General features: G+C 68.6%; 21 protein-coding genes and 1 tRNA gene. 6 read left to right on the forward strand and 16 right to left on the reverse strand.

The genetic code is table 11. The features are described from left to right. Positions 1 to 11: 11 nt before the first annotated feature. Positions 12 to 344 (forward strand): chorismate mutase, encoded by a 333-nt coding sequence (locus G9473_RS07510; protein WP_291138325.1) that lies wholly within the window; start codon positions 12 to 14, stop codon positions 342 to 344. Between the two features lie 3 nt (positions 345 to 347). Here the strand turns inward: G9473_RS07510 and G9473_RS07515 are convergent, their stop codons facing one another. The 8 genes from G9473_RS07515 to G9473_RS07550 form a co-directional block, all read right to left on the reverse strand. Beyond that, complete coding sequence (locus G9473_RS07515; RefSeq protein ID WP_291137928.1) at positions 348 to 773, reverse strand: hypothetical protein; 426 nt, start codon at positions 771 to 773, stop codon at positions 348 to 350. A 193-nt stretch (positions 774 to 966) separates the two neighbouring features. Next, complete coding sequence (locus G9473_RS07520; RefSeq protein ID WP_291137931.1) at positions 967 to 1533, reverse strand: hypothetical protein; 567 nt, start codon at positions 1531 to 1533, stop codon at positions 967 to 969. 129 nt (positions 1534 to 1662) lie between these two features. Continuing rightward, positions 1663 to 2574, reverse strand: a complete 912-nt coding sequence (locus G9473_RS07525) for a hypothetical protein (protein WP_291137934.1) — start codon at positions 2572 to 2574, stop codon at positions 1663 to 1665. Then, the gene (locus G9473_RS07530; RefSeq protein WP_291137937.1) at positions 2571 to 3137 is read right to left on the reverse strand and encodes a sigma-70 family RNA polymerase sigma factor; all 567 of its coding nucleotides are present in this window, start codon (positions 3135 to 3137) and stop codon (positions 2571 to 2573) included. The genes G9473_RS07525 and G9473_RS07530 overlap by 4 nt, the downstream gene beginning before the upstream one ends. Before the next feature lie 119 nt (positions 3138 to 3256). After that, the gene (locus tag G9473_RS07535) at positions 3257 to 4657 is read right to left on the reverse strand and encodes a HAMP domain-containing sensor histidine kinase (protein ID WP_291137941.1); all 1401 of its coding nucleotides are present in this window, start codon (positions 4655 to 4657) and stop codon (positions 3257 to 3259) included. Positions 4658 to 4721: 64 nt separating this feature from the next. Continuing rightward, positions 4722 to 5399 (reverse strand): response regulator transcription factor, encoded by a 678-nt coding sequence (locus tag G9473_RS07540; RefSeq protein WP_034900799.1) that lies wholly within the window; start codon positions 5397 to 5399, stop codon positions 4722 to 4724. Between the two features lie 142 nt (positions 5400 to 5541). Further along, the gene (locus G9473_RS07545; RefSeq protein WP_291137948.1) at positions 5542 to 5880 is read right to left on the reverse strand and encodes a hypothetical protein; all 339 of its coding nucleotides are present in this window, start codon (positions 5878 to 5880) and stop codon (positions 5542 to 5544) included. A 62-nt stretch (positions 5881 to 5942) separates the two neighbouring features. Further along, positions 5943 to 6695 (reverse strand): SIMPL domain-containing protein, encoded by a 753-nt coding sequence (locus tag G9473_RS07550; protein WP_291137951.1) that lies wholly within the window; start codon positions 6693 to 6695, stop codon positions 5943 to 5945. Between the two features lie 112 nt (positions 6696 to 6807). Between G9473_RS07550 and G9473_RS07555 the strand changes: the two genes are divergently transcribed. Continuing rightward, positions 6808 to 8622, forward strand: a complete 1815-nt coding sequence (locus G9473_RS07555) for an ABC-F family ATP-binding cassette domain-containing protein (protein WP_291137954.1) — start codon at positions 6808 to 6810, stop codon at positions 8620 to 8622. Next, on the forward strand, positions 8619 to 9200 hold the full coding sequence (locus G9473_RS07560; RefSeq protein WP_291137957.1) for a uracil-DNA glycosylase family protein: 582 nt from the start codon (positions 8619 to 8621) through the stop codon (positions 9198 to 9200). Before G9473_RS07555 ends, G9473_RS07560 begins: the two co-directional genes overlap by 4 nt. A gap of 4 nt (positions 9201 to 9204) precedes the next feature. Here G9473_RS07560 and G9473_RS07565 read toward each other — a convergent pair whose 3' ends face one another. Beyond that, complete coding sequence (locus tag G9473_RS07565) at positions 9205 to 9678, reverse strand: DUF6456 domain-containing protein (protein ID WP_291137960.1); 474 nt, start codon at positions 9676 to 9678, stop codon at positions 9205 to 9207. 107 nt (positions 9679 to 9785) lie between these two features. Here G9473_RS07565 and G9473_RS07570 point away from each other — a divergent pair, with 107 nt between their 5' ends. Further along, the gene (locus G9473_RS07570; RefSeq protein WP_291137963.1) at positions 9786 to 10364 is read left to right on the forward strand and encodes a helix-turn-helix transcriptional regulator; all 579 of its coding nucleotides are present in this window, start codon (positions 9786 to 9788) and stop codon (positions 10362 to 10364) included. Positions 10365 to 10395: 31 nt separating this feature from the next. Next, entirely contained in the window at positions 10396 to 11583 is a 1188-nt protein-coding gene (locus G9473_RS07575; protein ID WP_291137986.1) for a glycosyltransferase, read from the forward strand. A gap of 4 nt (positions 11584 to 11587) precedes the next feature. Here G9473_RS07575 and secF read toward each other — a convergent pair whose 3' ends face one another. The 3 genes from secF to yajC all read right to left on the reverse strand — a co-directional run bounded on the left by secF (position 11588) and on the right by yajC (position 14567). Beyond that, on the reverse strand, positions 11588 to 12565 hold the full coding sequence (secF, locus tag G9473_RS07580) for a protein translocase subunit SecF (protein ID WP_291137989.1): 978 nt from the start codon (positions 12563 to 12565) through the stop codon (positions 11588 to 11590). Positions 12566 to 12582: 17 nt separating this feature from the next. Beyond that, positions 12583 to 14181 carry a protein translocase subunit SecD gene (secD, locus tag G9473_RS07585; protein ID WP_291137991.1) on the reverse strand — a complete coding sequence of 533 codons (1599 nt, stop codon included), beginning with the start codon at positions 14179 to 14181 and terminating at the stop codon, positions 12583 to 12585. Between the two features lie 62 nt (positions 14182 to 14243). Beyond that, positions 14244 to 14567 carry a preprotein translocase subunit YajC gene (yajC, locus tag G9473_RS07590; protein ID WP_291137994.1) on the reverse strand — a complete coding sequence of 108 codons (324 nt, stop codon included), beginning with the start codon at positions 14565 to 14567 and terminating at the stop codon, positions 14244 to 14246. 323 nt (positions 14568 to 14890) lie between these two features. Here yajC and G9473_RS07595 point away from each other — a divergent pair. Next, positions 14891 to 14967, forward strand: a tRNA-Pro gene (locus G9473_RS07595). Between the two features lie 46 nt (positions 14968 to 15013). On the opposite strand, the gene G9473_RS07600 is transcribed toward G9473_RS07595, so the two are convergent. The 4 genes from G9473_RS07600 to G9473_RS07615 all read right to left on the reverse strand — a co-directional run bounded on the left by G9473_RS07600 (position 15014) and on the right by G9473_RS07615 (position 20753). Next, positions 15014 to 16891 carry a PAS domain-containing protein gene (locus G9473_RS07600; RefSeq protein ID WP_291137997.1) on the reverse strand — a complete coding sequence of 626 codons (1878 nt, stop codon included), beginning with the start codon at positions 16889 to 16891 and terminating at the stop codon, positions 15014 to 15016. A 135-nt stretch (positions 16892 to 17026) separates the two neighbouring features. Beyond that, the gene (locus G9473_RS07605) at positions 17027 to 18025 is read right to left on the reverse strand and encodes a HupE/UreJ family protein (RefSeq protein WP_291138000.1); all 999 of its coding nucleotides are present in this window, start codon (positions 18023 to 18025) and stop codon (positions 17027 to 17029) included. After that, entirely contained in the window at positions 18022 to 18819 is a 798-nt protein-coding gene (locus tag G9473_RS07610; RefSeq protein ID WP_291138003.1) for a peptidylprolyl isomerase, read from the reverse strand. The genes G9473_RS07605 and G9473_RS07610 overlap by 4 nt, the downstream gene beginning before the upstream one ends. Continuing rightward, positions 18816 to 20753 carry a DUF3604 domain-containing protein gene (locus tag G9473_RS07615; RefSeq protein WP_291138006.1) on the reverse strand — a complete coding sequence of 646 codons (1938 nt, stop codon included), beginning with the start codon at positions 20751 to 20753 and terminating at the stop codon, positions 18816 to 18818. Before G9473_RS07615 ends, G9473_RS07610 begins: the two co-directional genes overlap by 4 nt. Between the last annotated feature and the right edge of the window lie 90 nt (positions 20754 to 20843).

Consider the following 20843-nt stretch of genomic DNA (forward strand, 5'->3'; position numbering starts at 1 on the left):
TGTCCGACGATATGCACCATGCCGCCGCCACCGGAGAGCCTGCGCAAGGCACCGCCTCGCCTGCATCGGACCCCGTTCTGGCGGGCTATCGGCGGAGCATCGACAATATCGACGCGGCGCTCATCCATATGCTAGCCGAGCGGTTTCGCATCACCCAGGCGGTTGGCGAATACAAGGCTAAGGCGACGCTCCCCCCGGCCGATCCGGAGCGTGAGAAGCGCCAGATCGCGCGTCTGCGCAAACTGTCGGAAGAGGCCGATCTCGACCCCGAGTTCTCCGAGAAATTCCTGCGCTTCATCATCGACGAGGTCATCCGCCACCACGAAAAGGCCCGGTCGCTCTAGGGGCTAGCGCGGCTCCTCGCCGGGATCCGCGGCAGGTGGAGTCGCTATCGGAGGGGCATCGGGCGACGGATCGACCGGAGCCGGGCGATCGCGCGGATCAAGCCTTTCGAAAGGAAGCGCGACCCTCTCGCCGCTCGCCAGGGCGTCGCGCAGGATGATGATCGAATTCACCGCTGCCGCCCGGGAGCGCACAGCGCGCAGTTCCGCCTGGGAGAGGCGAATGCGATTACCCTCGCTGTCGAAGGCGAACCGCCCCGCGCCGGGATAGAACAGGGCATCGACGCGCCCTTCCTCCTCGAATCGCTCAATCGTCGCATAGGGATTGTGAAACGCCGTGCGCGTCCCGGTGAGATCGCCGCGAGGGCTCGGCGAGGCGCAGGCGGCGAGCGCGAACATCGCGGCAAGGGACAGGCTGGCTTTCGGGTTCATCAGAGCCCTCCGCAGGGGTTCGTGCGAAGGCTGAGGGGCGGCGCTTGAATAGCCGCTTAATGGAAGCGGGCCGCACCGGGGCGATCCGTGCCCCGGTGCGCCCCTCGCGGTCCGCGCTGCGAACCGCCGAACCGCCGGGTCATGGTGCGCGCCGGGGCGGGGCTCGGCCCCGGCGCGCGCGGCTCGAAACGGATCAGCGCGGCGCGCGGCGCAGGCGCTTGCCCGGGGTGCCGGTGCGGCTGACGCGCCGCTCGGTCCGCAGCCGTCCGGCCTCGTCGCGCGAGCGGGTCGTGGTTCGGTCACGAGCGAAGAGCGTCCCTCCATCGGGGCCGGTCACGCGCTGGCTCGCCTGCGAATTGCCTGCAGCGTCGCGGCTACGCTCCCCGAAGACGCCATACTGCTCGCCGCTTCGGGTCGTCGCGGTGCCGGTAAAGGTGGAGCCGTTGCCGGAGCGCAGGCGCTCGCCTTCGAAGGAGCGGGTCCGACCCTCGGGCCCGGTGCGGCTGCGGCTGACGGTCGAGCCGGTCTCGGTGCGCTGGCGGTCGAGGGTGGTTGCCACCGACTTGCCGCTTTCCTTGTGCGTGGCGGTGCGGTCGCGGTCGAGCGTGCCCGCCTCCCTGTCCAGCGTGGTGGTCTGGGTGACGGTCGCCTTTTCGCCGTCGTAGGTCCGCGTCCGGGTCTCCTGCGCGCCGGCCGGAACTGCGAGCAGCCCGAGCGCCGTGAGAGCGGCAAGGCCGAGAAGTGAAATCGTGGGTCGCATCGTCTCATCCTTTCGGATCAAGGGGGTGTTGGGCGGCCCCGCCCGGCTGCCACCATTGCAGGCGGGGACATCGCGATAACGGGCAAGGGGTCCGCGACCCTTCGCATCTGCTGCGGTTTTTCTGCCGGCTCACCGGTTTTCCCGGAGGGCCGGAGGGTTGGCGGAAGCGGCAGGCTCGCCCACCATTTCCTCTTCGATCGCCCGGTCGATACCGCGTTCGAGCCATTGCTCGCGCCGCTCGCGCCATTGCCTGATGCGCGCGCGCCGCTCTTCCGGGGGGAGCCGACGCAGGCGCTCTAACCGGTCGGCAATCGGCCTGCGCGCCCCCGCCCCGCCCTGGCGGCGCACGAAGTCCTCGGGCTCGATCGCCTCGCCGCTCTCAACCGACTCGCGCATATCGTCGCGGCGGCCCTCGATCCGGCTGCCGATCCGCGCCGCGCGCCGTTCCCGGAAGTCGTCCATGCGCTCGCGCAGGCGCGCCTCCTGCTGCGGGCTCGGCACGGGAAGACCCTGTGCTCGCCTCCGTTCGAGCGCCCGGTCGAGCCGCCGCTCGGTCGCCTCGCGTCGCAATTCGGCGCGGCGGGTGCGGAAATCGTCGAAGCGGCGGAACGCTTCCTCGAGCTCTTCGGGCGTGTCGATCGGGCCTTGGATGACGACCGGCGCATCGGCCGCGCCGGGCGGGACCGGGGCGATGTTCTCAGCCGCAGGGGGCGCAGGGACGGTTTCCGGCCCGGCAAGGCTCGCCCAGACCTCGCCCGGCGAAGGCACCCGGTCGGGCAGCGTGCCGAACAGGCCGGTCGCCGCCGCTGCGCTGGCGAGCGCGCCGAAGGCGAGCGCCCCCAGCGCCAGCCGCCGCCCGCCACGCCAGCGCGGCGCGCGCGGGCGCAGCGGCGGGAGCGCGTCGGGCCGGTCGGCGGTGCGGGCGATCACCCGGTCGGCGAAATCCTCCGCCAGCGGCGGGACGCGCGCGCCGCGCAGAACCGCGTCGAGCGGTTCGCCCGGGCGGATCGGAGCGCCATTGTCACGGGCCGGATCGCTCATGCCGCGTCTCCTTCGGCCATCCGCTGTTCCTCGAACGCCTTGCGCAGCGCGGCGCGGGCGCGGTGAAGGAGCGATTCGAAAGCCTTGATGTTCATGTCCATTGTCTCGGCCGCCTCGGCATTGGGCATTTCCTCGTAATAGGTCAGCACGATCGCGGCGCGCTGGCGCTCCGGCAGGGTGGCGATCAGCGCGCGGGCGGCGGCATCGCGCTGGTCGGCTTCGAGCAGCGCATCGGCGAGCGGTGCCTCGTCGGCGCGCTCGGGCACGTCCTCGCCCGCGTTGCGGCGGCGCTGGCGGAGCCGGTCGATCGAAAGGTTCACCGCGACCCGCTTGAGCCACGGTCCCAGCCGAATCGCGCGCCCGGTAATGCCCGGCGCCTTGTCCCACAGGCGCAGCATCGCCTCCTGCGCGATGTCCTCGGCTTCGTGCGCGTCGCCCAGCATCCGGTAGGCGACCCGGTGGACCATCCCCGCGTGCGCGGCGATCGCCTCGCGCAGCGCGGCTTCCTCACGCGCGGCGATGCGCGCGACGAGCGCCGCGTCATCCGCGTTGGCGGTGGACATACGAGGGGCGAGGTTCCCCTTCATGGTTCGCTGCGCAATCCGTCCCGTTCGCGTGGGTCGTTCCGATCACTTGCCCCCTTAACGCGGGAAGGTGGACGAACCCTTCGCCGAAAAAAGCGTCAGCCGCGCGGCAGGGAGAGTTCGACCAGCAGCCCGCCAAGATCCTCGCTTTCGCGCAGCGCCACCGAGCCTTCGTAGATCTCGACCACGTCGCGCACGATCGCAAGGCCGAGCCCGGTTCCCGGCTTGTCGGTGTCGAGCCGCGCGCCGCGGTCGAAGATGCGGGTCCGCTCGGCCTCGGGAATGCCTGCCCCGTCGTCCTCGATCCAGACGAGGCATTGGTCCGAGCCGGGATCCTGGTCGATCGTCACGAATACGCTGCCGCCGCCGTATTTCGCGGCATTCTCGATCAGGTTGCCGAGAATCTCGTCCAAATCCTGCCGCTCGACTGCGACCTCGGCGGTGCTGCTTCCGGCAATATCGAGCCGCGCGTCGGGATGGAGCCGCTCGACCGCGCGGCGCACGGCCTCGGCGCTGGCGCGGACATTGGTGCGGGCGTGGCCGACCGCCCGCCGCCCGACCGCCCGGGCGCGGGCGAGATGGTGGTCGACGTGGCGCTGCATGGTGCGCGTCTCGCGCATCACCGCTTCGCCGAGATCGGGCGCGCGCGCGGTCGCGGCGTTGGTCAGCACGGTGAGCGGGGTCTTGAGCGCGTGGGCGAGATTGCCCGCATGACGACGGGCTTCCTCGGCCTGCGTCTCCGAATGAGCGAGCAGCGCGTTCAATTCCTCGACCAGCGGCTGGACCTCCTCGGGAAGCGGCTCGGTGATCCGGTTCTCGCCCGTGGTGCGCAGTTTCTGGATCGCCGCGCGCACCCGGCGGAGCGGCGAGAGCCCGTATCGGATCTGCACAAGCGCCATCGCGATGAGCCCGAGGCCAAGCACGGCGAAGCTCCAGATCAGGATCAGGCGGATCCGCTGCACCTGCGCGTCGAGTTCCTCGGTCGCGCTGGCGACGGCGAAAGTCCAGCGTGTGTCGCTGCCGGGCAGGATCACCGTGCGCTCGGCGATGCGCAACGGTTCGCCTTCGAACTGCGAGGAATTGTAGAAGAACGGCTCGCTGTCGAAGCCGCCGCTTTCCCCGTCCGCAGTGTCGCGCTCGACCACGCCGCGCAACTCGAGCGTGCGGTCCCATAGGCTCCGCGAGGGCCAGGGATCCTGCCCCTCCCCGTCGATCTGCCAGTAGAGCCCGCTGCCCGGTTCGAGGAAGCGCTGGTCGCCCAGCACGCGGTAGAAGCTGACCTCGCCGCCGGGCTGGACCTCGGCCGAGGCGATCATGGCGGTGAGGATATATTCGAGCTGTTCGTCGAAATTCTCCTCGACCTGGCCCGTCAGCGTGCGTTCGAGCGCAATCCCGCCGCCCAGCAGGAGGACGAGAATCCAGGCGGTCGCGATAAGCCCCATGCGCCGGGCAAGACTGCCGCGCGGACGCATGGCGAGCGGACGCCCCGGCGCGGGCATCTGCGCGGGAATCGCAGCGCCTTCGGCCCCGCCCTGAGGCGAGGTCGCGGCGCTGTCCGCGGGATCAGGCCCGCGGTGCGTCCGCCGGGTCGTCGAGGCTGTAACCGAGGCCACGGATCGTCGTGATCACTTCTGCGCCGAGTTTCTTGCGGATGCGGGTGACGAAAACTTCGATCGTGTTCGAATCGCGGTCGAAATCCTGATCGTAGATATGTTCGATGAGCTCGGTGCGGCTGACCACCTTGCCCTTGTGGTGCATGAGGTAGGACAGCAGCTTGTATTCCTGCGCGGTAAGCTTGACCGGCTCGCCTGCCAGCGTGACCCGGCCCGAACGCGTGTCGAGCCGCACGTCGCCGGCGGTGAGTTCGGAGGAGGTGTTGCCGCTGGCCCGACGGATAAGCGCGCGCAGGCGAGCGATCAGTTCCTCGGTCTGGAACGGCTTGGCGAGGTAATCGTCCGCGCCCGCGTCGAGTCCGGCGACCTTGTCCGACCAGCTGTCGCGCGCGGTCAGCACCAGCACGGGAAAGTCACGCCCTTCGCGCCGCCACATCCCGAGCACGGTAAGCCCGTCGATCTCCGGCAGGCCAAGATCGAGGATGACCGCGTCGTAATCCTCGGTGCTGCCAAGGAAATGCCCGTCCTCGCCATCGGTCGAAAGGTCGACGGCATAGCCGTTCTGCTCCAGCGTCGTCTTGAGCTGCTGGCCGAGAGTGGGTTCATCTTCGACGATCAGGATGCGCATGGTCCACCATTTGCCTGTTTGCCTTGCCCGTTCCGCCGGGCAGCCGTTTGTCGGGCTGCCGTTTCGTTGGGCTTTCGGCTCTGTTTCGTCAACTTACGTGGGGTCGCAAAGCTCCGGTGTCCACCGCCGGGCGCACCGCCGCTCAGCGCGAGCGGCTGATAATCCGCCCACTCGCCCCGTCGACGTCGACATTGATGACCCGCCCGTCCTTGATGAATTTCAGCCGGTAAGCGCGCGCTGTCGCGTCATAGGCAAAGCCGAGATATTCCGCGCCGCGCATCTGCGGGAGGACCAGCCGCTCGATCTCGCTGATGGTCTTGATATTGCCCGCCTTCATCTCCTTGCGCGCCTCGCCCTGGTCGGAGCGGGACTGGTCCTGCGCGAAGGCTTCGCGCGCCCCTGCGGCGCTCGCAGGCGCGACAAGCGCGCCGAGCGCAAGCGCGGCAAGGAAACCGGCGAGAAGGGAGCGAATGCGTTTCATGGCAAGTGTCCGGCTAGCAGCAAGGCTTTGAACGGGCTGTGAATGGCCCGCTTGCGCGCTGGTCAATCCTCCGCCTCGTCGTCCACCAGTTCGTATGTGATCGCAATGCTCACACCCGTCTCGACCATCCCGGGCTGGACCGGGGTGGCGCTGACGCTGATGCTCTCGGCATCCATCGCGCGCATCGCGCTGGCCGGAGCGGGGCCGCGGCCCTGGATGGATTCGTTGATCTGCAGCACCCGCACCTCGTCGTAGCCGAGCATCGCGGCATAGGCGCGCGCCCGCTCCCCGGCCCGCTCGATCGCCCGTTCGCGCGCCGCGTCCTTGGCCTGCGTATCGTCGTCGAGCCCGAAATTCGGTCCGCTGATGTCGGTCGCACCCGCCGCCACCAGCGCGTCGAGCGCGTCGCCCGTCCCCTCGATCTCGCGCAGCTTGACGCTCACCCGGTTCGAGACGGTGTAGCCGCGAAAGACCTGCTTGCGATTTTCGCGATCGTAATCGTAACGCGGCGACAGGTTGATGCCGGTCGTCTGGATGTCCTTTTCCTTCACGCCCAGCGCCTTGATCCGATCGATCACGCGGGTCATCGCGTCCGCGTTCTGCCGCATCGCCTCGACCGCCGTCGCCGCTTCGGTGGTGACACCCGCGCCGACGGTGACGATGTCGGGTTCGGCGGTGATGCTTTCATAGACGCCGAGCTCGATCACAGGGCCTTCCGCCTCGATCTCGACATTGGCGGCGGCAGCGGGAGCGGCGGCGGTGGCGGTAGCGGCAAGCAACCCCGCGGCGAGCGCGGACGTGATGGCGGTTTTCATGGCATTCTCCTTCCTTTCGCCCGCTTTCGCTCAGGCCGGCTTTCGTCGCCGTGAATGAAGGGCAGTGAAGCGGCTTGTGAGGGGCGATGCAAGCCACTACCTCGGCGCTCCTATGGCGCAGCCCCCGATCCTCAGCCTCGAAGACCTCTCGCTCCAGCAGGGCGGACGCTGGCTGTTCGGACGCGGGCCGGGCGGGGACGGGCCGGAACCGATCGACCTCCACGTGCTTCCGGGCGACCGGCTCGCGCTGATCGGTCGCAACGGCGCAGGCAAGACGACGCTGCTGCGGCTCATGACCGGGCGGATCGAAGCGGATCGCGGGGTCCGGCGGGTCAAGCCGGGGACGCGGATCGTGTTCCTCGAACAGGAGCCCGATTTCAGCCGTTCGGAGACCTTGATGGACTTCGCGCTCGGCGGCGAGGACGCCCCTGCACCGCACGAGATCGAGGCGATCGCGGGCCAATTGGGCATCGACATGAGCCGCGAGGCGGCGACCGCCAGCGGGGGCGAGAAGCGCCGCGCCGCGATCGCCCGTGCGCTCGCGCAGGATCCCGACCTGCTGCTGCTCGACGAGCCGACCAACCATCTCGACCTTTCCGCGATCGACTGGCTCGAGGACTGGCTCAGCCGCTACAAGGGCGCCTTCATCACGATCAGCCACGACCGCACCTTCCTGAAACGCCTGACCAAGGCGACTCTGTGGCTCGACCGCGGCACGCTGCGGCGCAAGGAAGTCGGCTTCGGCGGCTACGAGGCGTGGGAAGAGCAGGTCTATGCCGAGGAAGCGCGGGCCGCCGAAAGGCTCGATGCCAAGCTCAAGATCGAAGCGCACTGGCTCGAACGCGGCGTGACCGCGCGGCGCAAGCGCAACCAGGGGCGATTGGAAAAGCTCCACCAGATGCGCGCGGCGCGGGCAGCGATGATCTCGACCAGCGGCGCGGCCAAGCTCAAGCTGGCGAGCGACGAGGACTTCAAGTCGAAATCCGTGATCGTCGCGGAAGGCATAACCAAGAGCTTCGCAGACCGCACGATCATCAAGCCCTTCACCTTGCGCATCCAGCGCGGCGACCGGATCGGGATCGTCGGCGCGAACGGGGCGGGCAAGACGACGCTCCTGAAGATGCTGACCGGAGAACTGGAACCCGACGGCGGCACGATCACCCACGCCAAGACGCTCTCGGGCGTGATGATCGACCAGCAGAGAAAGCTGCTCGAACCCGATGCGACCGTTCGCCAGATCCTCGCCGAGGGCGGCGACTGGATCGATGTGCGGGGCAACCGCAAGCACGTGCAGGCCTATCTCAAGGAATTCCTGTTCGACCCCGGCATCGTCGACACCAAGGTCGGCATCCTGTCGGGCGGTGAACGCTCGCGGCTGCTGCTCGCCCGCGAATTCGCGCGCACGGCGAACCTGCTCGTGCTCGACGAGCCGACCAACGACCTCGACCTCGAAACGCTCGACCTGTTGCAGGAGGTGATCGCCGATTTCGACGGGACGGTCCTCATCGTCAGCCACGACCGCGACTTTCTCGACCGCACCGTGACGGTCACGTTGGGCCTCGACGGGTCTGGCAAGGTCGATATTGTCGCGGGTGGCTACGAGGACTGGGAGGCGAAGCGCCGGAAGCCCGCCTCATCCGGCGCGAAGCCGAAGGCGAGCGCCCCCTCACCCTCACCCGCCCCCAAGGCGCCCAAATCGGACAAGCTCAGCTACAAGGACCAGCGCGACTACGAGACCCTGCCCAAGCGGATCGAGGAACTCGAAGCGGCGATCGCGAAGGGAGAGGCGATCCTGGCCGATCCCGACCTCTTCACGAAAGACCCGCAGCGTTTCGCCACGATCTCCAAGGGGCTGGAGAACGCTCGCGCGGAAAAGGACGCCGCCGAGGAACGCTGGCTCGACCTCGCAGAACGGGTCGAGGGGTGAGCGAGCGCGCGAGCGCCCTCCACCGCGAAATCGCCGCCTGCACCCTGTGCGCCGATCACCTGCCGCTCGGCCCGCGCCCGGTGGTCCAGTTCTCGCCCGCCTCGCGCGTGCTCATCATCGGGCAGGCTCCCGGCACGAAGGTCCACGCAAGCGGCGTGCCGTGGGACGACGACAGCGGCGACCGGCTGCGCGGCTGGCTCGGCATGGAGCGCGGGGACTTCTACGATCCGGCGAAGGTCGCGCTGATGCCGATGGGGTTCTGCTATCCCGGCAAGCGCAAGGGCGGAGATGCCCCGCCGCGCAAGGAGTGCGCGCCGCAGTGGCACGAACGCATCCTTGCCCTTTTGCCGGAGGACCGCCTGACCTTGCTGGTCGGGACCTATGCGCAGGCGGCCTACCTGCCGGATACGCGCCGCCTCACCATGACCGAACGGGTCCGGCGGGCGCGCGAGTTCGGTTCGTTCTTTCCCCTCCCCCACCCCGCATGGCGCGCCCGGCTCTGGATGGCGAAGCACGAATGGTTCGAGGCCGAGACCCTGCCCCTGTTGCGCCGGGCCGTCGCCGAAGCGCTCGGCTGAGCGGTCAGCGGATGCGGTAGAAGTCCGCCACCCGTTCGAGCGCGATCCGCAGCACCAGCTTGCCGCTGCGCGCGGGCCAGCCCAATGCCTTTTCGGCATCCGGCAGGCCCTCGTTGGCGCACACGACCCGCCACAGGATGTCCTCCAGCCCCTTGCCCGCATGGGCGATGGCCCCATCGAAGCGCTCCTTCGCGGCGATCTGGCGTTCGGTCGCGGTCAGGCCGCGCTCACCGGTCGTCTTCACCCGCACCGGGTCCCAGCGCATCGTCACGCTGGGTGCGAGCTGCGCGCGTTCGTAATCGTTTCTCAATGCCTCGCCCGCATCGAACAGGCGGTCCTCGAGATGGCCTCGGGCATGAAGCCAGGCGAGCGGCGATTCGCCAAGGTTGACCGTCACGGTTCGCCGCTTGCCCCGTGCGTCGCCCGCGCGGCGCGGGCCTTCGGATGTCAGTTCGCGTTCGACCAGCTGGCGTTTCATGCCTTCGTTCTCCCTTGCCCGGTGTGGAGAGAGGGCTTGCCAAAGCGGGAAGGCTGTAGGAAAGTGAAAAACCGATCTGGTGAATTTCCGCTCGTCGAGGCTTACGCATGATCAACCGCATCCGCGACATCCGCAAGGCCAAGGGGCTCACCCTCGCCCAGCTTGCCGAAGCCTGCGACCCGCCGACCACCGCGCAGACGATCGGGCGGCTCGAAACGGGGATGCGCAACCTGTCGCTGAAGTGGATGGACCGCATCGGCAAGGCGCTGGGCGTCGATCCTGAAAGCCTCGTCCGGTCGGAAGAGAGCCCCACCGCGCGTGTGGTCGCGGAGCTGGGCTCGGAAGGGGCCGAGGCGCTTAACGCCGAGCGCGAGGCGCTGCTCCCGACCGATCTCGCCGCCGCCAGCGGCGAGGCGATGGCGGTGCTCGAAGTCATCGCAAGCACGGGCGAATACCGGCCCGGCGACCGGCTCTGGCTGCGGCGGATCGCGCCCGAGGATGCCGGGCAGGCGATCAACCGCGACTGCCTCGTGCCGCGCCCCGGCGGGCGCTTCGCCTTCGGGCGGCTGATCGACCGGCAGGGAAGCAAGGTCGGACTGCTCCCACCCGGCGCGGGGCAAAAACAGCTGGTGGTCGACAACCCGCCATGGATCGGGCTTGCCGTGATGCTGGTGCGCGAATTGTGAGAGGCACCCTGCCCCCACGCGGAGCGGCGCGATGAGGCACGTCGTCTCGATCAGCACGCTCTGGCCCAACCCGGTGAGCCCACGCTTCGGAACCTTCGTCGCGCGCTCGCTCGAGGCTCTGGCCCGGCGCGGCGACTGGCGGGTCACGGTTATCAATCCGATCGGCCTGCCTCCGATCGCGCTTGGGCGATACCGAGACCTGTCGAACATCGAGGAACGCAGCGAGGAAGGGGGCATCATGGTCCACCGCCCGCGCTTCACCCTCATCCCCAAGATCGGTGCGCGCCGGAACGCGGCGGCGATCGCACGCGCGGCGCTGCCGGTGCTCGAGGAAATCAGGGCCGCGCAAGAGGTCGACCTGCTCGACGCGCAGTTCTTCTTTCCCGACGGTCCGGCCGCCGCCCGCCTCGCCCGGGCGACGGGCCTGCCGCTTTCGATCAAGGCCCGCGGGAGCGACATCACCTATTGGGGCGGGATCGACCACGCCCGCGCCGAGATGCTGCGCGCCGCACAGCGGGCGGATGGTCTGCTCGCCGTCAGCGAGGCGCTGAAGCGCGATATGGTGGCGCTCGGCATGGAAGAGGACAAGATCACGGTCCATTATACCGGGCTCGACCGCGACCGCTTCCGCCCGCTCGCGCATACGCAGCTGCGCGCGCAGCTCGGGGCGGAGCTCGGCTTCACCATGCCCGACAACGCCCCGCTGCTCGCCTGCGTCGGCGCGCTGATCGAGCGCAAGGGCCAGCACATCCTGCTCGACGCGCTGACCGAGGTGCCGGGCGCGCATCTCGTGCTGGTCGGGCGCGGGGAACAGGAAGGGCAACTGAAAGGGCAGGCGCGCGCGCTGGGGCTGGCGGACCGGGTGCATTTCGTCGGCCTGCTCGACCACGACGTGCTGCCGCTGATGCTGTCGGCCGCCGATGTCATGGTCCTGCCGAGCGCGAACGAGGGGCTCGCCAATGCCTGGGTCGAAGCGCTCGCCTGCGGGACGCCGGTGGTGACCTGCGATGTCGGCGGCGCGCGCGAGGTGATAACGAGCGATCTGGCTGGCCGGCTGGTCGCGCGCGAGCCCAGGGCGGTGGCCGCCGGGATCAACGCCGTGCTCAACGATCCCCCGCCGCGCCAGGCGGTCGCGGACCTCGTCGCGGGCTTCAGCTGGGAGGAGAACGCCGCCCGGCTGGCCGCATATTACGAGGAGCTGCTGGCCCCGAAGGACTGACCGCTCAGGCTTCGCCGCGGGCGATTCGTTCCTGCCGGTCGGCCTCGGTTTCCTGCGGCACAAAGCTGTTCGAGGTCACGCCCAGCCAGATCAGGATCGGCGAGGCGAGATAGACGCTCGAATAGGTCCCGACGAACAGGCCGAAGGTGATCGCGGCGACGAGGCCGAACAGGCTCGCCGGGCCGAACAGGAGCAGCGGGAGCAGCGCGACGAGCAGGGTGAGCGAGGTCATCACCGTGCGCGCCAGCGTCTCGTTGATCGACAGGTCGAGCAGTTCGGGCAGCTGCATCTTGCGATACTTCTTGAGGTTCTCGCGGATGCGGTCGAACACGACGATCGTGTCGTTCAGCGAATAGCCAATGATCGCAAGGATCGCGGCGATGATCTGAAGGCTGAATTCGAGCTGGAACAGCGCGAACAGGCCCAGCGTCAGCGACACGTCGTGAAACAGCGCGAACAGCGCGCCCGCGCCGAACTGCCATTCGAACCGGATCCAGATGTAGAGCGCGACCGCCACCATTGCGGCGAGCAGCGCGATGATCGCGTCCTGCCGGAATTCGCCCGCGACCTTGCCCGAAACGGTGTCGTTCCCGTCGGTTCGCGCATCGGGATATTCCTCGCCGATCGCGGCGATCACGCTGTTGCCGATCTCTGTCGCAGCGCCCGGGGTCGCCTCGACCTCTTCGGGCAGGGGCACGCGGATCGAGACCTGGTTGGGCTGGCCGAATTCCTGCACCACCGGCTCGCCGTAGCCGAGCCCGCCGACCAGTTCGCGCAGTTCGGGGATCGGCGCCGTCGCCTGTTCCTCGAAGGTCAGGCGCACTTCCTGCCCGCCTGCGAAATCGACGCCAAAGTTGAGACCGTTGACGAACACCAGCGCCCAGCTCGCCGCGATCAGCAGCAGGCTGGTCACGAAGAACGGCACGCGCCACTTGAGGAACCTGATGTTCGTGTCGGCTGGGACGAGTTTGAGGAGTTTCATGGTGTCGCGTCCCTTCCTCAGATGGTGATGTCGGCCGGACGGTTCTTGCGCAGCCAGCCCGCGACCCACATCCGGGTCAGCGGCAGCGCGGTGAAGACCGAGGTGAACAGGCCGAGGATCAGCACGACGGCAAAGCCGCGGATCGGGCCGGAGCCGAACAGGCCGAGCAGCACGGCCGAGATGAAATTGGTGATGTTCGCATCATAGATCGCGCGGCTCGCTTCCTTGTAGCCGGTCTCGACCGCGGTGACGACCTTGCGCCCGCGCTTGCGCTCCTCGCGGATGCGTTCGTTGATGAGCACGTTGGCATCGACCGCCGCGCCGACGGTCAGCACGAAGCCCGCGATGCCCGGCAGGGTCAGCGTGGTGTTGAGGATCGCCATGATGCCGAGCAGCATGGCCACGTTGAACACCAGAGCGATCGTCGCATAAACGCCGAAACGGCCATAGGTCGCGATCATCAGCGCGATCACGGCGAGGCTGCCGATCAGCATCGCGATCATCCCGCGCCGGATCGAATCCGCGCCGAGATCGGGGCCGACCGTGCGTTCCTCGATCACCGTGAGTTCGAGTGGAAGCGCGCCCGAATTGAGCGAGATCGCAAGCTGGTTCGCGCTCTCGGCGGTGAAATTGCCCGAGATCTGCGCTCGACCACCGAGGATACGCTCGCGGAAATAGGGCGCCGAAATCACTTCGCCGTCGAGGATGATCGCGAAACGCTCGCCGACATTTTCAGTCGAAAGCTTGGCAAAGCGCGCGCCGCCCTGCGCGTCGAAAGTGATGTCGACGACGTTCTCGTTGGTCTGCGGATCGACCCCGGCCTGCGCGTTGGTCAGGCTGTCGCCGCGGATACCGCCGAGCCGCTCGACCGCTTCGAACTGGCCTGCGAAATCCGTGCCCGGCGCATAGGGCACGATCTGGCTGCCCGGAGGCGCGATGCCGGCCTGCACGTTGCTCGGCAGGGCATCCTTGTCGACCAGCTTGAACTCGAGCTTGGCGGTCTGGCCGAGCAGGCTCTTGAGCGCTTCGGGATCCTCGAGGCCGGGCACCTGGACCACGATGCGGGTGTCGCCCTGGCGAATAATGGTCGGCTCGCGCGTGCCGAGCGCGTCGATCCGGCGCCGCACGACGTCGGTCGCGCTCTCCATCGCATCGTTCAGCCGTTCCTCGATCCCGCTGGTCGTGGGGCTCAGCACCATGCGCTGGCCGTCGACCACTTCGAGATCCCACAGGCGGGTGAGGCCATCACCCATGATTTCCGGTTCGAGCAGCGAGCGCGCCCGGTCGATGTCGGACGGGTCGGACAGCATGAAGGAAAGCTGCCCGTCGCGGGTCGAAACGTCGCCGATGCGGATGCGCGGGTCGGCGTTGCGCATGACCCGGCGGACCGTCTCTTCCATGTTTTCGAGCTGCTGCGCGCGCACGTCCTCGGCCCGGCCTTCGAGCAGGAGGTGCGAGCCGCCCGCAAGGTCGAGCCCGAGATTGACCATCGGGTCGGGCAGCGCATCGGGCCAGTCGTAACCGGCCGAACTGACAAGCGACGGCAGCGCCGCGATCACGGCCGCGAGGGTGATCCCCCACAGCATGAGTTTCTTCCAGAAAGGGAAATCGAGCATTGCCGCTGGTCTTGCCTTGGTCTCTTGTCGTCGGTCGGCCGGAGACGTGCCCCGGGGCGGGGTCAGTCGTTCGCGGCGCTGCCGCCGGGCGGGATGATGTCGCCGATGGTCGACTTGACCGCCTTCACCCGCACGCCCTGCGCGAGTTCGATGTCGGCGTAGGTATCGTCCACCTTGACCACCTTGCCCACGAGCCCGCCGGCAGTGACGACCTGGTCGCCCTTCTTGAGGCCGCCGATCTTTGCCTGGTGCTCCTTCTGCCGCTTCATCTGGGGGCGGATGATGAGGAACCAGAAGATGAGGACCATGCCGACGATCGGCAGGAGGTTGATCCATGCCGGCGGCGCATCGGCAGCCCCGGCGCCTGCGGCGAGAATGTCAATCATGGTCAAAGAACCCGTCAGAATGTGTCTATCGATCCCGGCGATCCGAGCCGGCCAAGCACCCGATCGGGTATCAGCCGCGGCTCGCCGCCGTCATAGGTGGGCGCGGTTAGCAGCAATGCAAGCGCCCGGCAATCGGTGGGTCGCCTTGCAAGCGGCAGACCTCCCTCCCCGCCTCCCCGCCCGGCCACCAATGGTACCGATATCCTGTGGTGGTCGGGCGGGGAGGCGGAGCGGGAGGTCCGCATCGCGCGGCTGCGCGATCGACAACAAGGACGCTTGCCAGCACGGGATGCCCGCCCTATAGCGCGCGCCTCCACTGGTTCCGGGACGTAGCGCAGTCTGGTAGCGCATCACACTGGGGGTGTGGGGGTCGCTGGTTCGAATCCAGTCGTCCCGACCAGTGGAAATCCCCTTGCCGAGCCGCCCGTTCGCGCCGCTTTGCGCTGTCAGCCCTTGTCGCGCGGGAGCGGCAGGGCGATCGTGCAATGCACCCCGTCCGGACCGAATTCGAGGCTGGTGCGCGCGCCGAGCTGGTAGGGCAGCGCGTTCTCGATCAGATCGCGCCCATCGCCCGCACGCCTATCGCCTTCGCTTTCGGCCGGGATGGACACTCCGCTCTCGCGCCAGTCGATGTTCAGCCACCGCTTCCGGTCCTCGCCGCGCCTCTCGACCGACCAGCGCACCGCGAGCCGCGCGCCTTCCTCGCCGAGAGCGCCGTATTTGAGCGCATTGGTGGCGAGCTCGTGCAGCGCGAGCGCCAGCGTCTGCACCGTCGCCGAGCGCAGCTTCACGCCGCGCGGGCCGTCGAGGCGGACCTGCGCCTGGGCCGCATCGCCGTTAAGCGCGGCGATTTCGCTCGCGATCAGTTCGTCGAAGGCGATCCGGTCCTCCGATCCGAGGCGGGAGAGCATTCCCTGCACCCGCGCCATCGCATCGAGCCGGGCGCGGAATTTCGCTTCGAATCCGGCGAGCGAGGCGGAGCCGCGCACGGTCCGGTCGGCCATCGCCTTGACCACGCCGATAAGGTTGCGCGTGCGGTGCTGCAATTCGGCCACCATGATGCCGAGCCGGTCCTGCATCTCGCGCGCTTCGGTGTAATCGACCATCGCCCCGACCATGCGCACCGGCTGTCCCTCGTCGCCGAAGAAAAAGCGCCCATTGCCCTGCAGCCAGCGGATCGTCCCGTCGGGATGGATCACCCGGAATTCGCAGGAATAGTCCTCGCCGGTCTCCATCGCCCGGCGCAGTTCCCCGTCGGCGCGGGCGCGGTCGTCCTCGTGGATGCTTTCGATCCACGCCTCGTAGCTCGGCTCGACCTCGCCCGGTTCGTAGCCGTACATTTTCCAGTGCTCGTTCGACCAGACGACCGTGTCGGCCCTCACGTCCCAGTCCCACAACCCGACCTTGCCGACTTCGACCGCGCTGCGCAGCCACTCCTCGCTCTTCCTGATCCGCTCGCGCGCCTCGCGCCGCCTCGTCGCATCGCGCCACAGCACGGCGAGCGATCCGTCGGCCACGGGAAAAGCCCGCGTATCGAGCCAGATGTCCGATCCTTCAGGCCGGTGTTCGAGCGCCAGCGGCACCCGCTCGTCCATCGCGCGTTCAAGCATCCGCCCGAGTTCCGATCCCTTCGCTTGCGGATAGACCTCCCAGAAGGAGCGGCCGATCGGGTCGCCGGACACCGGCGGGGAGAGCTTGCGATTGTCTTCGAGGATGGTGAAATCGGGCGCGAGCAGGCCGAAGCCTTCCTCGATCCCATCGACCACTCGGCGCAGGCGATCGTTGCGCTCGGCGAGGCGGCGCCGCGCCTCTTCGCGCTCGACAACGACGAGCATCCGGTCGACGACCGGGCCGAGGACCATGGCATAGGTCATCAGGAACTCGATGTCGTCGCGGTCGAATTCGCGCGGTTCGCGCGCATCCACCTGGAGAACGCCCCAAGCTCGGCGCCCGGTCAGGAAGATCGGCACGTTGACGAGCGCGATGACCCCGTGATCGCGCAGGAATGCGGGGAAATGAAAGCGCGTCTCGGCAGCGATGTCATTGGTAATGACGGGAGCCGCCCGGGCGATGGCATAGGCCTCGGAAGACCTTTCCGACAGGCTGATCCGCTCCTTGCCGACGATACCCTCGTTCCACCCGATCCCGGCCCGCACGAAGCCCGATGCACGTTCGGGCTCGATCTGGATGACCTTGGCGAGATCGGTGTCGAGCGCCTCGGCGATCAGGCGGCAGCCTTCGGTCAGGATCTTGTCGAGTTCCCCATGCCCTTCATGATCGAGCACGAATTCCCCGAAATTCGCCAGCACACGCTGGCGTCTCATCATTTCGCTGCGGTCGGCCAATTATCTCCTGCCCGGGCTTGCCTTGTCATTGATGGGACAGGCGAATCCGGGCGGCGCGCCTCTCCTCCCCGGGCGCAAGGTGACGAATCACCCGCGGCGAGACAACCACATGGGCTAGCCCACGACGCGCTCGATCAGCCAGAAGCTGCCGATCGTCCCGATGGCATAAGCGGCAAGACGCATTGCGCCCGGCTCCGCGCGCGGGGCGGCGCGGGCGAGGATCGCGAGCAGGCCGAGCAGCGCGCCGACGATCACGAGCTGGCCCGCCTCGACCCCGATGTTGAAGGCGAACAGCGCCGGGACGCTCTCGCCGGGCGGCAGGCCGATCTCGGCGAGCGCACCGGCGAAACCGAAGCCGTGGACGAGCCCGAAGCCGAGCGCGACCAGCCACGGAAGGCGGCGCGTCAGGCTGCGGCGCTCGGGGTCACGCAGGACGATGGCGACCTCGACGGCAAGAAACACGATCGACAGCGCGATGAGCGCCTCGACCGGGCGGCTCGGCAGGCCGGCATGGCCGAGCGTCGTCGCCACCAGCGTGGCCGAATGGCCGAGCGTGAAGGCGGTCGCCGCCCACGCGATCCGGCGCGCGTCGCGCACCAGCAGGACGAGAGCGACGACGAACAGCAAGTGGTCCCAGCCGAACAGGATGTGCTCGGCCCCGATCACGAAGTAATCGGCCAGCACCTGTGCGCGGTCCGGTTCGGCAAGGATCGCGGCGGTGGGTGCGGCTGCGGTCAGGCGAAAGCTCTGCGCCGGGCGGTCCAGCGGCAAGAACCGGGCGATGGCATCGGCGTTCCCCGTCAATGCGTCCAGCCCGAACTTCTGCCCGGCAAGCGGCGCTTCGCAGGCGAGTTCGACCCGGCCGATCAAGGCCAGCGGCTCGGCCCGGCGCACCGGCTCGGCGGTCTCGCGGCAGGTCTCCGGCACGACCGGGCGGGCGAGCGGCACGGACTCGCTGCGCGAGGCGGCCACGGGGAGCCTGTATTCGAGAACGAATTGCCCCGACTCGCGCTCGGCGAGTTCGACCACCGCCGGCCGCAGCTCGTCCGCCGCGAGCGGCGCGGCGAGGAGCGCGGCGAGCAGCGCGGTGAGGAACCGCAGCGCGCCCCTCACCGGTCGATCCGCACGCGGTAGGCGCTTCGCAGGATGGCGTAGGCGCGCTCCTCGCGCGCGGCGATCTCGGCGCTGCGCCAGTCGTTCACCACCTTCTGCCGCGCATCCGCGAAGCTTTCCGGGGCCGGCTCGCGCGCCTCGATCCGCACGAGATGCCAGCCGAGCCCCGAGGCGATCGGTCCCTGCCAGCCCGTCCCCGGCGCAAGTCCCTCCAGCGCCGCCGCGAAATCCTTACCGAAGCGCGCGGCGACCTCGTCGGCGCGCGCCCGCTCCATCCGGGCGGGAAGATTCGCGCTGCGCCCGCGCGCGCCCACGCTGCCCGGGTCGGACAGCGCCTCCTGCGCCGCCGCGCGCGCGTCGAAGAACGCCTGGCGGAAGGTGACCCGCGGCTCGCCCGCATAGCGCTCGCGGTTCTCCTCGAAGAAGGCGCGAAGCTCCGCCTCGTCGGGCTCAGCCGTTTCCGCCGCCGCGCTTGCCGTCATGTCCATCTTCGCCACCAGCCGCTGGCGCACCACCGCATCGCCCTCGTCGAGGCCGAGCCGCAGCGCCTCGCGGTAAAGGATTTCCTCGCGCACATATTGCTCGATCCGCTTGTCGAGCTCGGCATCGGTCGGCGCGCGGCCCATGACCCGCTCGAAGCCGAGCGCCAGCTCCGCCTGCCGGGCATCATCGACCTCGACCAGCCGCGAGGACGGATCGACCGGCTCGCCGCCCCATGTCAGGGCGACATAAAGAACGAAGCCGAGAGCGAGGAAATGGATCAGCGGTTCGCGCGTCCAGCCGGGCAATGTCACCGCCCCGCGCCCCTTTCCGGCTTGAGCCAGATCGGCGAGGTATAGGCGCGCTCTTGCGCGACGGCGTCGGCGAGCGCTTCTTCCGGCAGCTCGATCCCGAAGCGCACCGCATCGTAAAGCGTCCAGCGCGGGGTCGGGATCTCGAGCACGCGAACATAGTAAAATGCGCTTTCTCCAGGCGTGTAGTCGGGGTCGGTCCAGGTCGCGGTTAGTTCCGCCGCTCCGATCGTGTTGGTGTAGGTCGCCGTCTCGCGGTCGACCGTATCGCCCACTGCGGGAATCTCGCCGCCGCGGCGGGGGCGCTCGGCCATGTCGCTCCACACCACGTCATAGACCTTTTCGCGCAGCTCCCCGTCCGCACCGAGCCAGCCTTTCACCACCTGCACCCGGTCGAGATTGGCCCCGTCGGGATCCTTGAGCGCGCTGAGGAGAAAGCGCGGCGGACGGCCCTCGTCGACCAGTTCGCCGCCCATCGGCACACCGCGCGCATAGCCCGCGCGCACCCAGTCGCCGTTCCAGTCCTCGTCGGTGAAATCGAAGCCCGCGAACACCCGCACAGTCATGCGCGGGCCGGTCGTCGCATAGACCTCGCGCCGGGCGAAGGCATCGAAGATTTCCGCCCGCGTGTTTCCCCGCGCCCAGGCCGCAGCATAGCCGCCCGCGAGATAGTGCCAGCCGAAGCGGCCCCGATCCGTCCCGAGGTTCTGCGACTGCAGCGCGCGCTCCTCGTAGGCCGGTTCGTTGCCGGTATGCTTGCCGAAGAAATTGTCCTCGTCCCCGGTGGCGAGCGCGGTGTGGCTGTCGGTCGATCCGACCATGCCGAAAGCATAGGGGTTCACGCCGAGCCGCTGTTCGAGCGAGAGCCCGCGCTTGAGCGCCTCGCGGACATAGGATCCGGCGAGCATTTCGGGCTCGGTCTTCTGCGTCAGCGGCAGGTTGCCCAATTCCCAGCCCTTCACGCCGAAGCCAGCCATCTCGTCATTGGGCGAGAGGAACGGATGGGTCTCGCTGTCGCCCTTGATCTGGGTGACCTCGACCACCGGCTCGGCCGCCGCGCGCCGGGCGGCGTATTCGGCGGTCATGGGCGAACCGTCAGGCATGGTGAGTTCGAACATCAGCCCGTTCGACAGGTTGGAATTGTGCGGGATGGCAAGGACGCGCCCGCCCGTCGCCTGTTCGTAAGCGGCCATGTAGTCCCACAACTGCTCGACCGCCGTGTCGACGCCGGGAAAGGGCATCACTTGCCGGGTCCTGTCGCTCCCGTCGCGGAACATGACGACGCGGTGGAGATTGTTGCCGTCCGGCATGGCGGTCCATTCGAACCCGGCGAGCGCGGTGAAGCGGCCCGGCTCGTTGTAGCGGTCGAGCAGGGACAATTGCGTGTTCCAGATGTCCTCGGCCCCCTCGCGCGCGGTTTCGGGATCGGAGAACGTCTCCGGCAGGGTGTCGTTCGCCGCCGCCGTGATCAGTTCGCCGATGGCGCGCTGCGATTGCTCCGGCCCCTCGTGCATCATGTCGTACCAGCGCAGCACGGTCTCGTCGCCGATCACCCATTTCACGTACCAGCGCGGCGCGTCGTAAAGCCGCCGGGTCGCGCCGAGGCCGTCGGAATGGTCGGCAATCACGAGAAAATCGAGCGGCCGGGCGAGCCGCGCCTTCGCGCCGGTTGTTGCGGTCACTTCCTCGCCGCGGGCAAAGCGCAGCGCCTCTTCCGGGCCGAGCCGCACGCCGAAGCCGAAGGCGTCGATCGAATTGTCGGTGTGAAGGTGCGTGTCGCCCCAATAGGGCCGGTCGGGAAACTCGGCGAGTTCGATCGTGCCCTCACCGTCCCCCGCCTGCGCCGGATCTACCGCCGCCTGCTCCCCGCCGCATCCCGCAAGCCCGAGCGCCAGCGCGCAGGCCAGCGCGATGGATGAAAGACCCCTTGTCGCCACTTTCCTCTCCCTCTTCCCGCCGCAAATTCACCGCGCATGGGCGGCGCGTCAAGCGGTTGACGCTCGCAGCGCGCAACTCCGGTCGTCCCG

This window comes from Erythrobacter sp. (assembly GCF_011765465.1).
In the GTDB taxonomy this organism is placed as follows: Bacteria; Pseudomonadota; Alphaproteobacteria; order Sphingomonadales; family Sphingomonadaceae; genus Erythrobacter.

Excerpts from the sequence above, each read along its gene's own strand:
- G9473_RS07555 (WP_291137954.1), top strand. The coding sequence starts at position 6,808 with ATGGCGCAGCCCCCGATCCTCAGCCTCGAAGACCTCTCGCTCCAGCAG.
- secF (WP_291137989.1), bottom strand. The coding sequence starts at position 12,565 with ATGAAACTCCTCAAACTCGTCCCAGCCGACACGAACATCAGGTTCCTC.
- G9473_RS07515 (WP_291137928.1), bottom strand. The coding sequence starts at position 773 with ATGAACCCGAAAGCCAGCCTGTCCCTTGCCGCGATGTTCGCGCTCGCC.
- G9473_RS07510 (WP_291138325.1), top strand. The coding sequence starts at position 12 with ATGCACCATGCCGCCGCCACCGGAGAGCCTGCGCAAGGCACCGCCTCG.
- yajC (WP_291137994.1), bottom strand. The coding sequence starts at position 14,567 with ATGATTGACATTCTCGCCGCAGGCGCCGGGGCTGCCGATGCGCCGCCG.
- G9473_RS07530 (WP_291137937.1), bottom strand. The coding sequence starts at position 3,137 with ATGTCCACCGCCAACGCGGATGACGCGGCGCTCGTCGCGCGCATCGCC.
- G9473_RS07575 (WP_291137986.1), top strand. The coding sequence starts at position 10,396 with ATGAGGCACGTCGTCTCGATCAGCACGCTCTGGCCCAACCCGGTGAGC.
- G9473_RS07545 (WP_291137948.1), bottom strand. The coding sequence starts at position 5,880 with ATGAAACGCATTCGCTCCCTTCTCGCCGGTTTCCTTGCCGCGCTTGCG.
- G9473_RS07540 (WP_034900799.1), bottom strand. The coding sequence starts at position 5,399 with ATGCGCATCCTGATCGTCGAAGATGAACCCACTCTCGGCCAGCAGCTC.
- G9473_RS07600 (WP_291137997.1), bottom strand. The coding sequence starts at position 16,891 with ATGAGACGCCAGCGTGTGCTGGCGAATTTCGGGGAATTCGTGCTCGAT.
- G9473_RS07525 (WP_291137934.1), bottom strand. The coding sequence starts at position 2,574 with ATGAGCGATCCGGCCCGTGACAATGGCGCTCCGATCCGCCCGGGCGAA.
- G9473_RS07570 (WP_291137963.1), top strand. The coding sequence starts at position 9,786 with ATGATCAACCGCATCCGCGACATCCGCAAGGCCAAGGGGCTCACCCTC.
- secD (WP_291137991.1), bottom strand. The coding sequence starts at position 14,181 with ATGCTCGATTTCCCTTTCTGGAAGAAACTCATGCTGTGGGGGATCACC.
- G9473_RS07565 (WP_291137960.1), bottom strand. The coding sequence starts at position 9,678 with ATGAAACGCCAGCTGGTCGAACGCGAACTGACATCCGAAGGCCCGCGC.
- G9473_RS07550 (WP_291137951.1), bottom strand. The coding sequence starts at position 6,695 with ATGAAAACCGCCATCACGTCCGCGCTCGCCGCGGGGTTGCTTGCCGCT.
- G9473_RS07535 (WP_291137941.1), bottom strand. The coding sequence starts at position 4,657 with ATGCCCGCGCCGGGGCGTCCGCTCGCCATGCGTCCGCGCGGCAGTCTT.
- G9473_RS07520 (WP_291137931.1), bottom strand. The coding sequence starts at position 1,533 with ATGCGACCCACGATTTCACTTCTCGGCCTTGCCGCTCTCACGGCGCTC.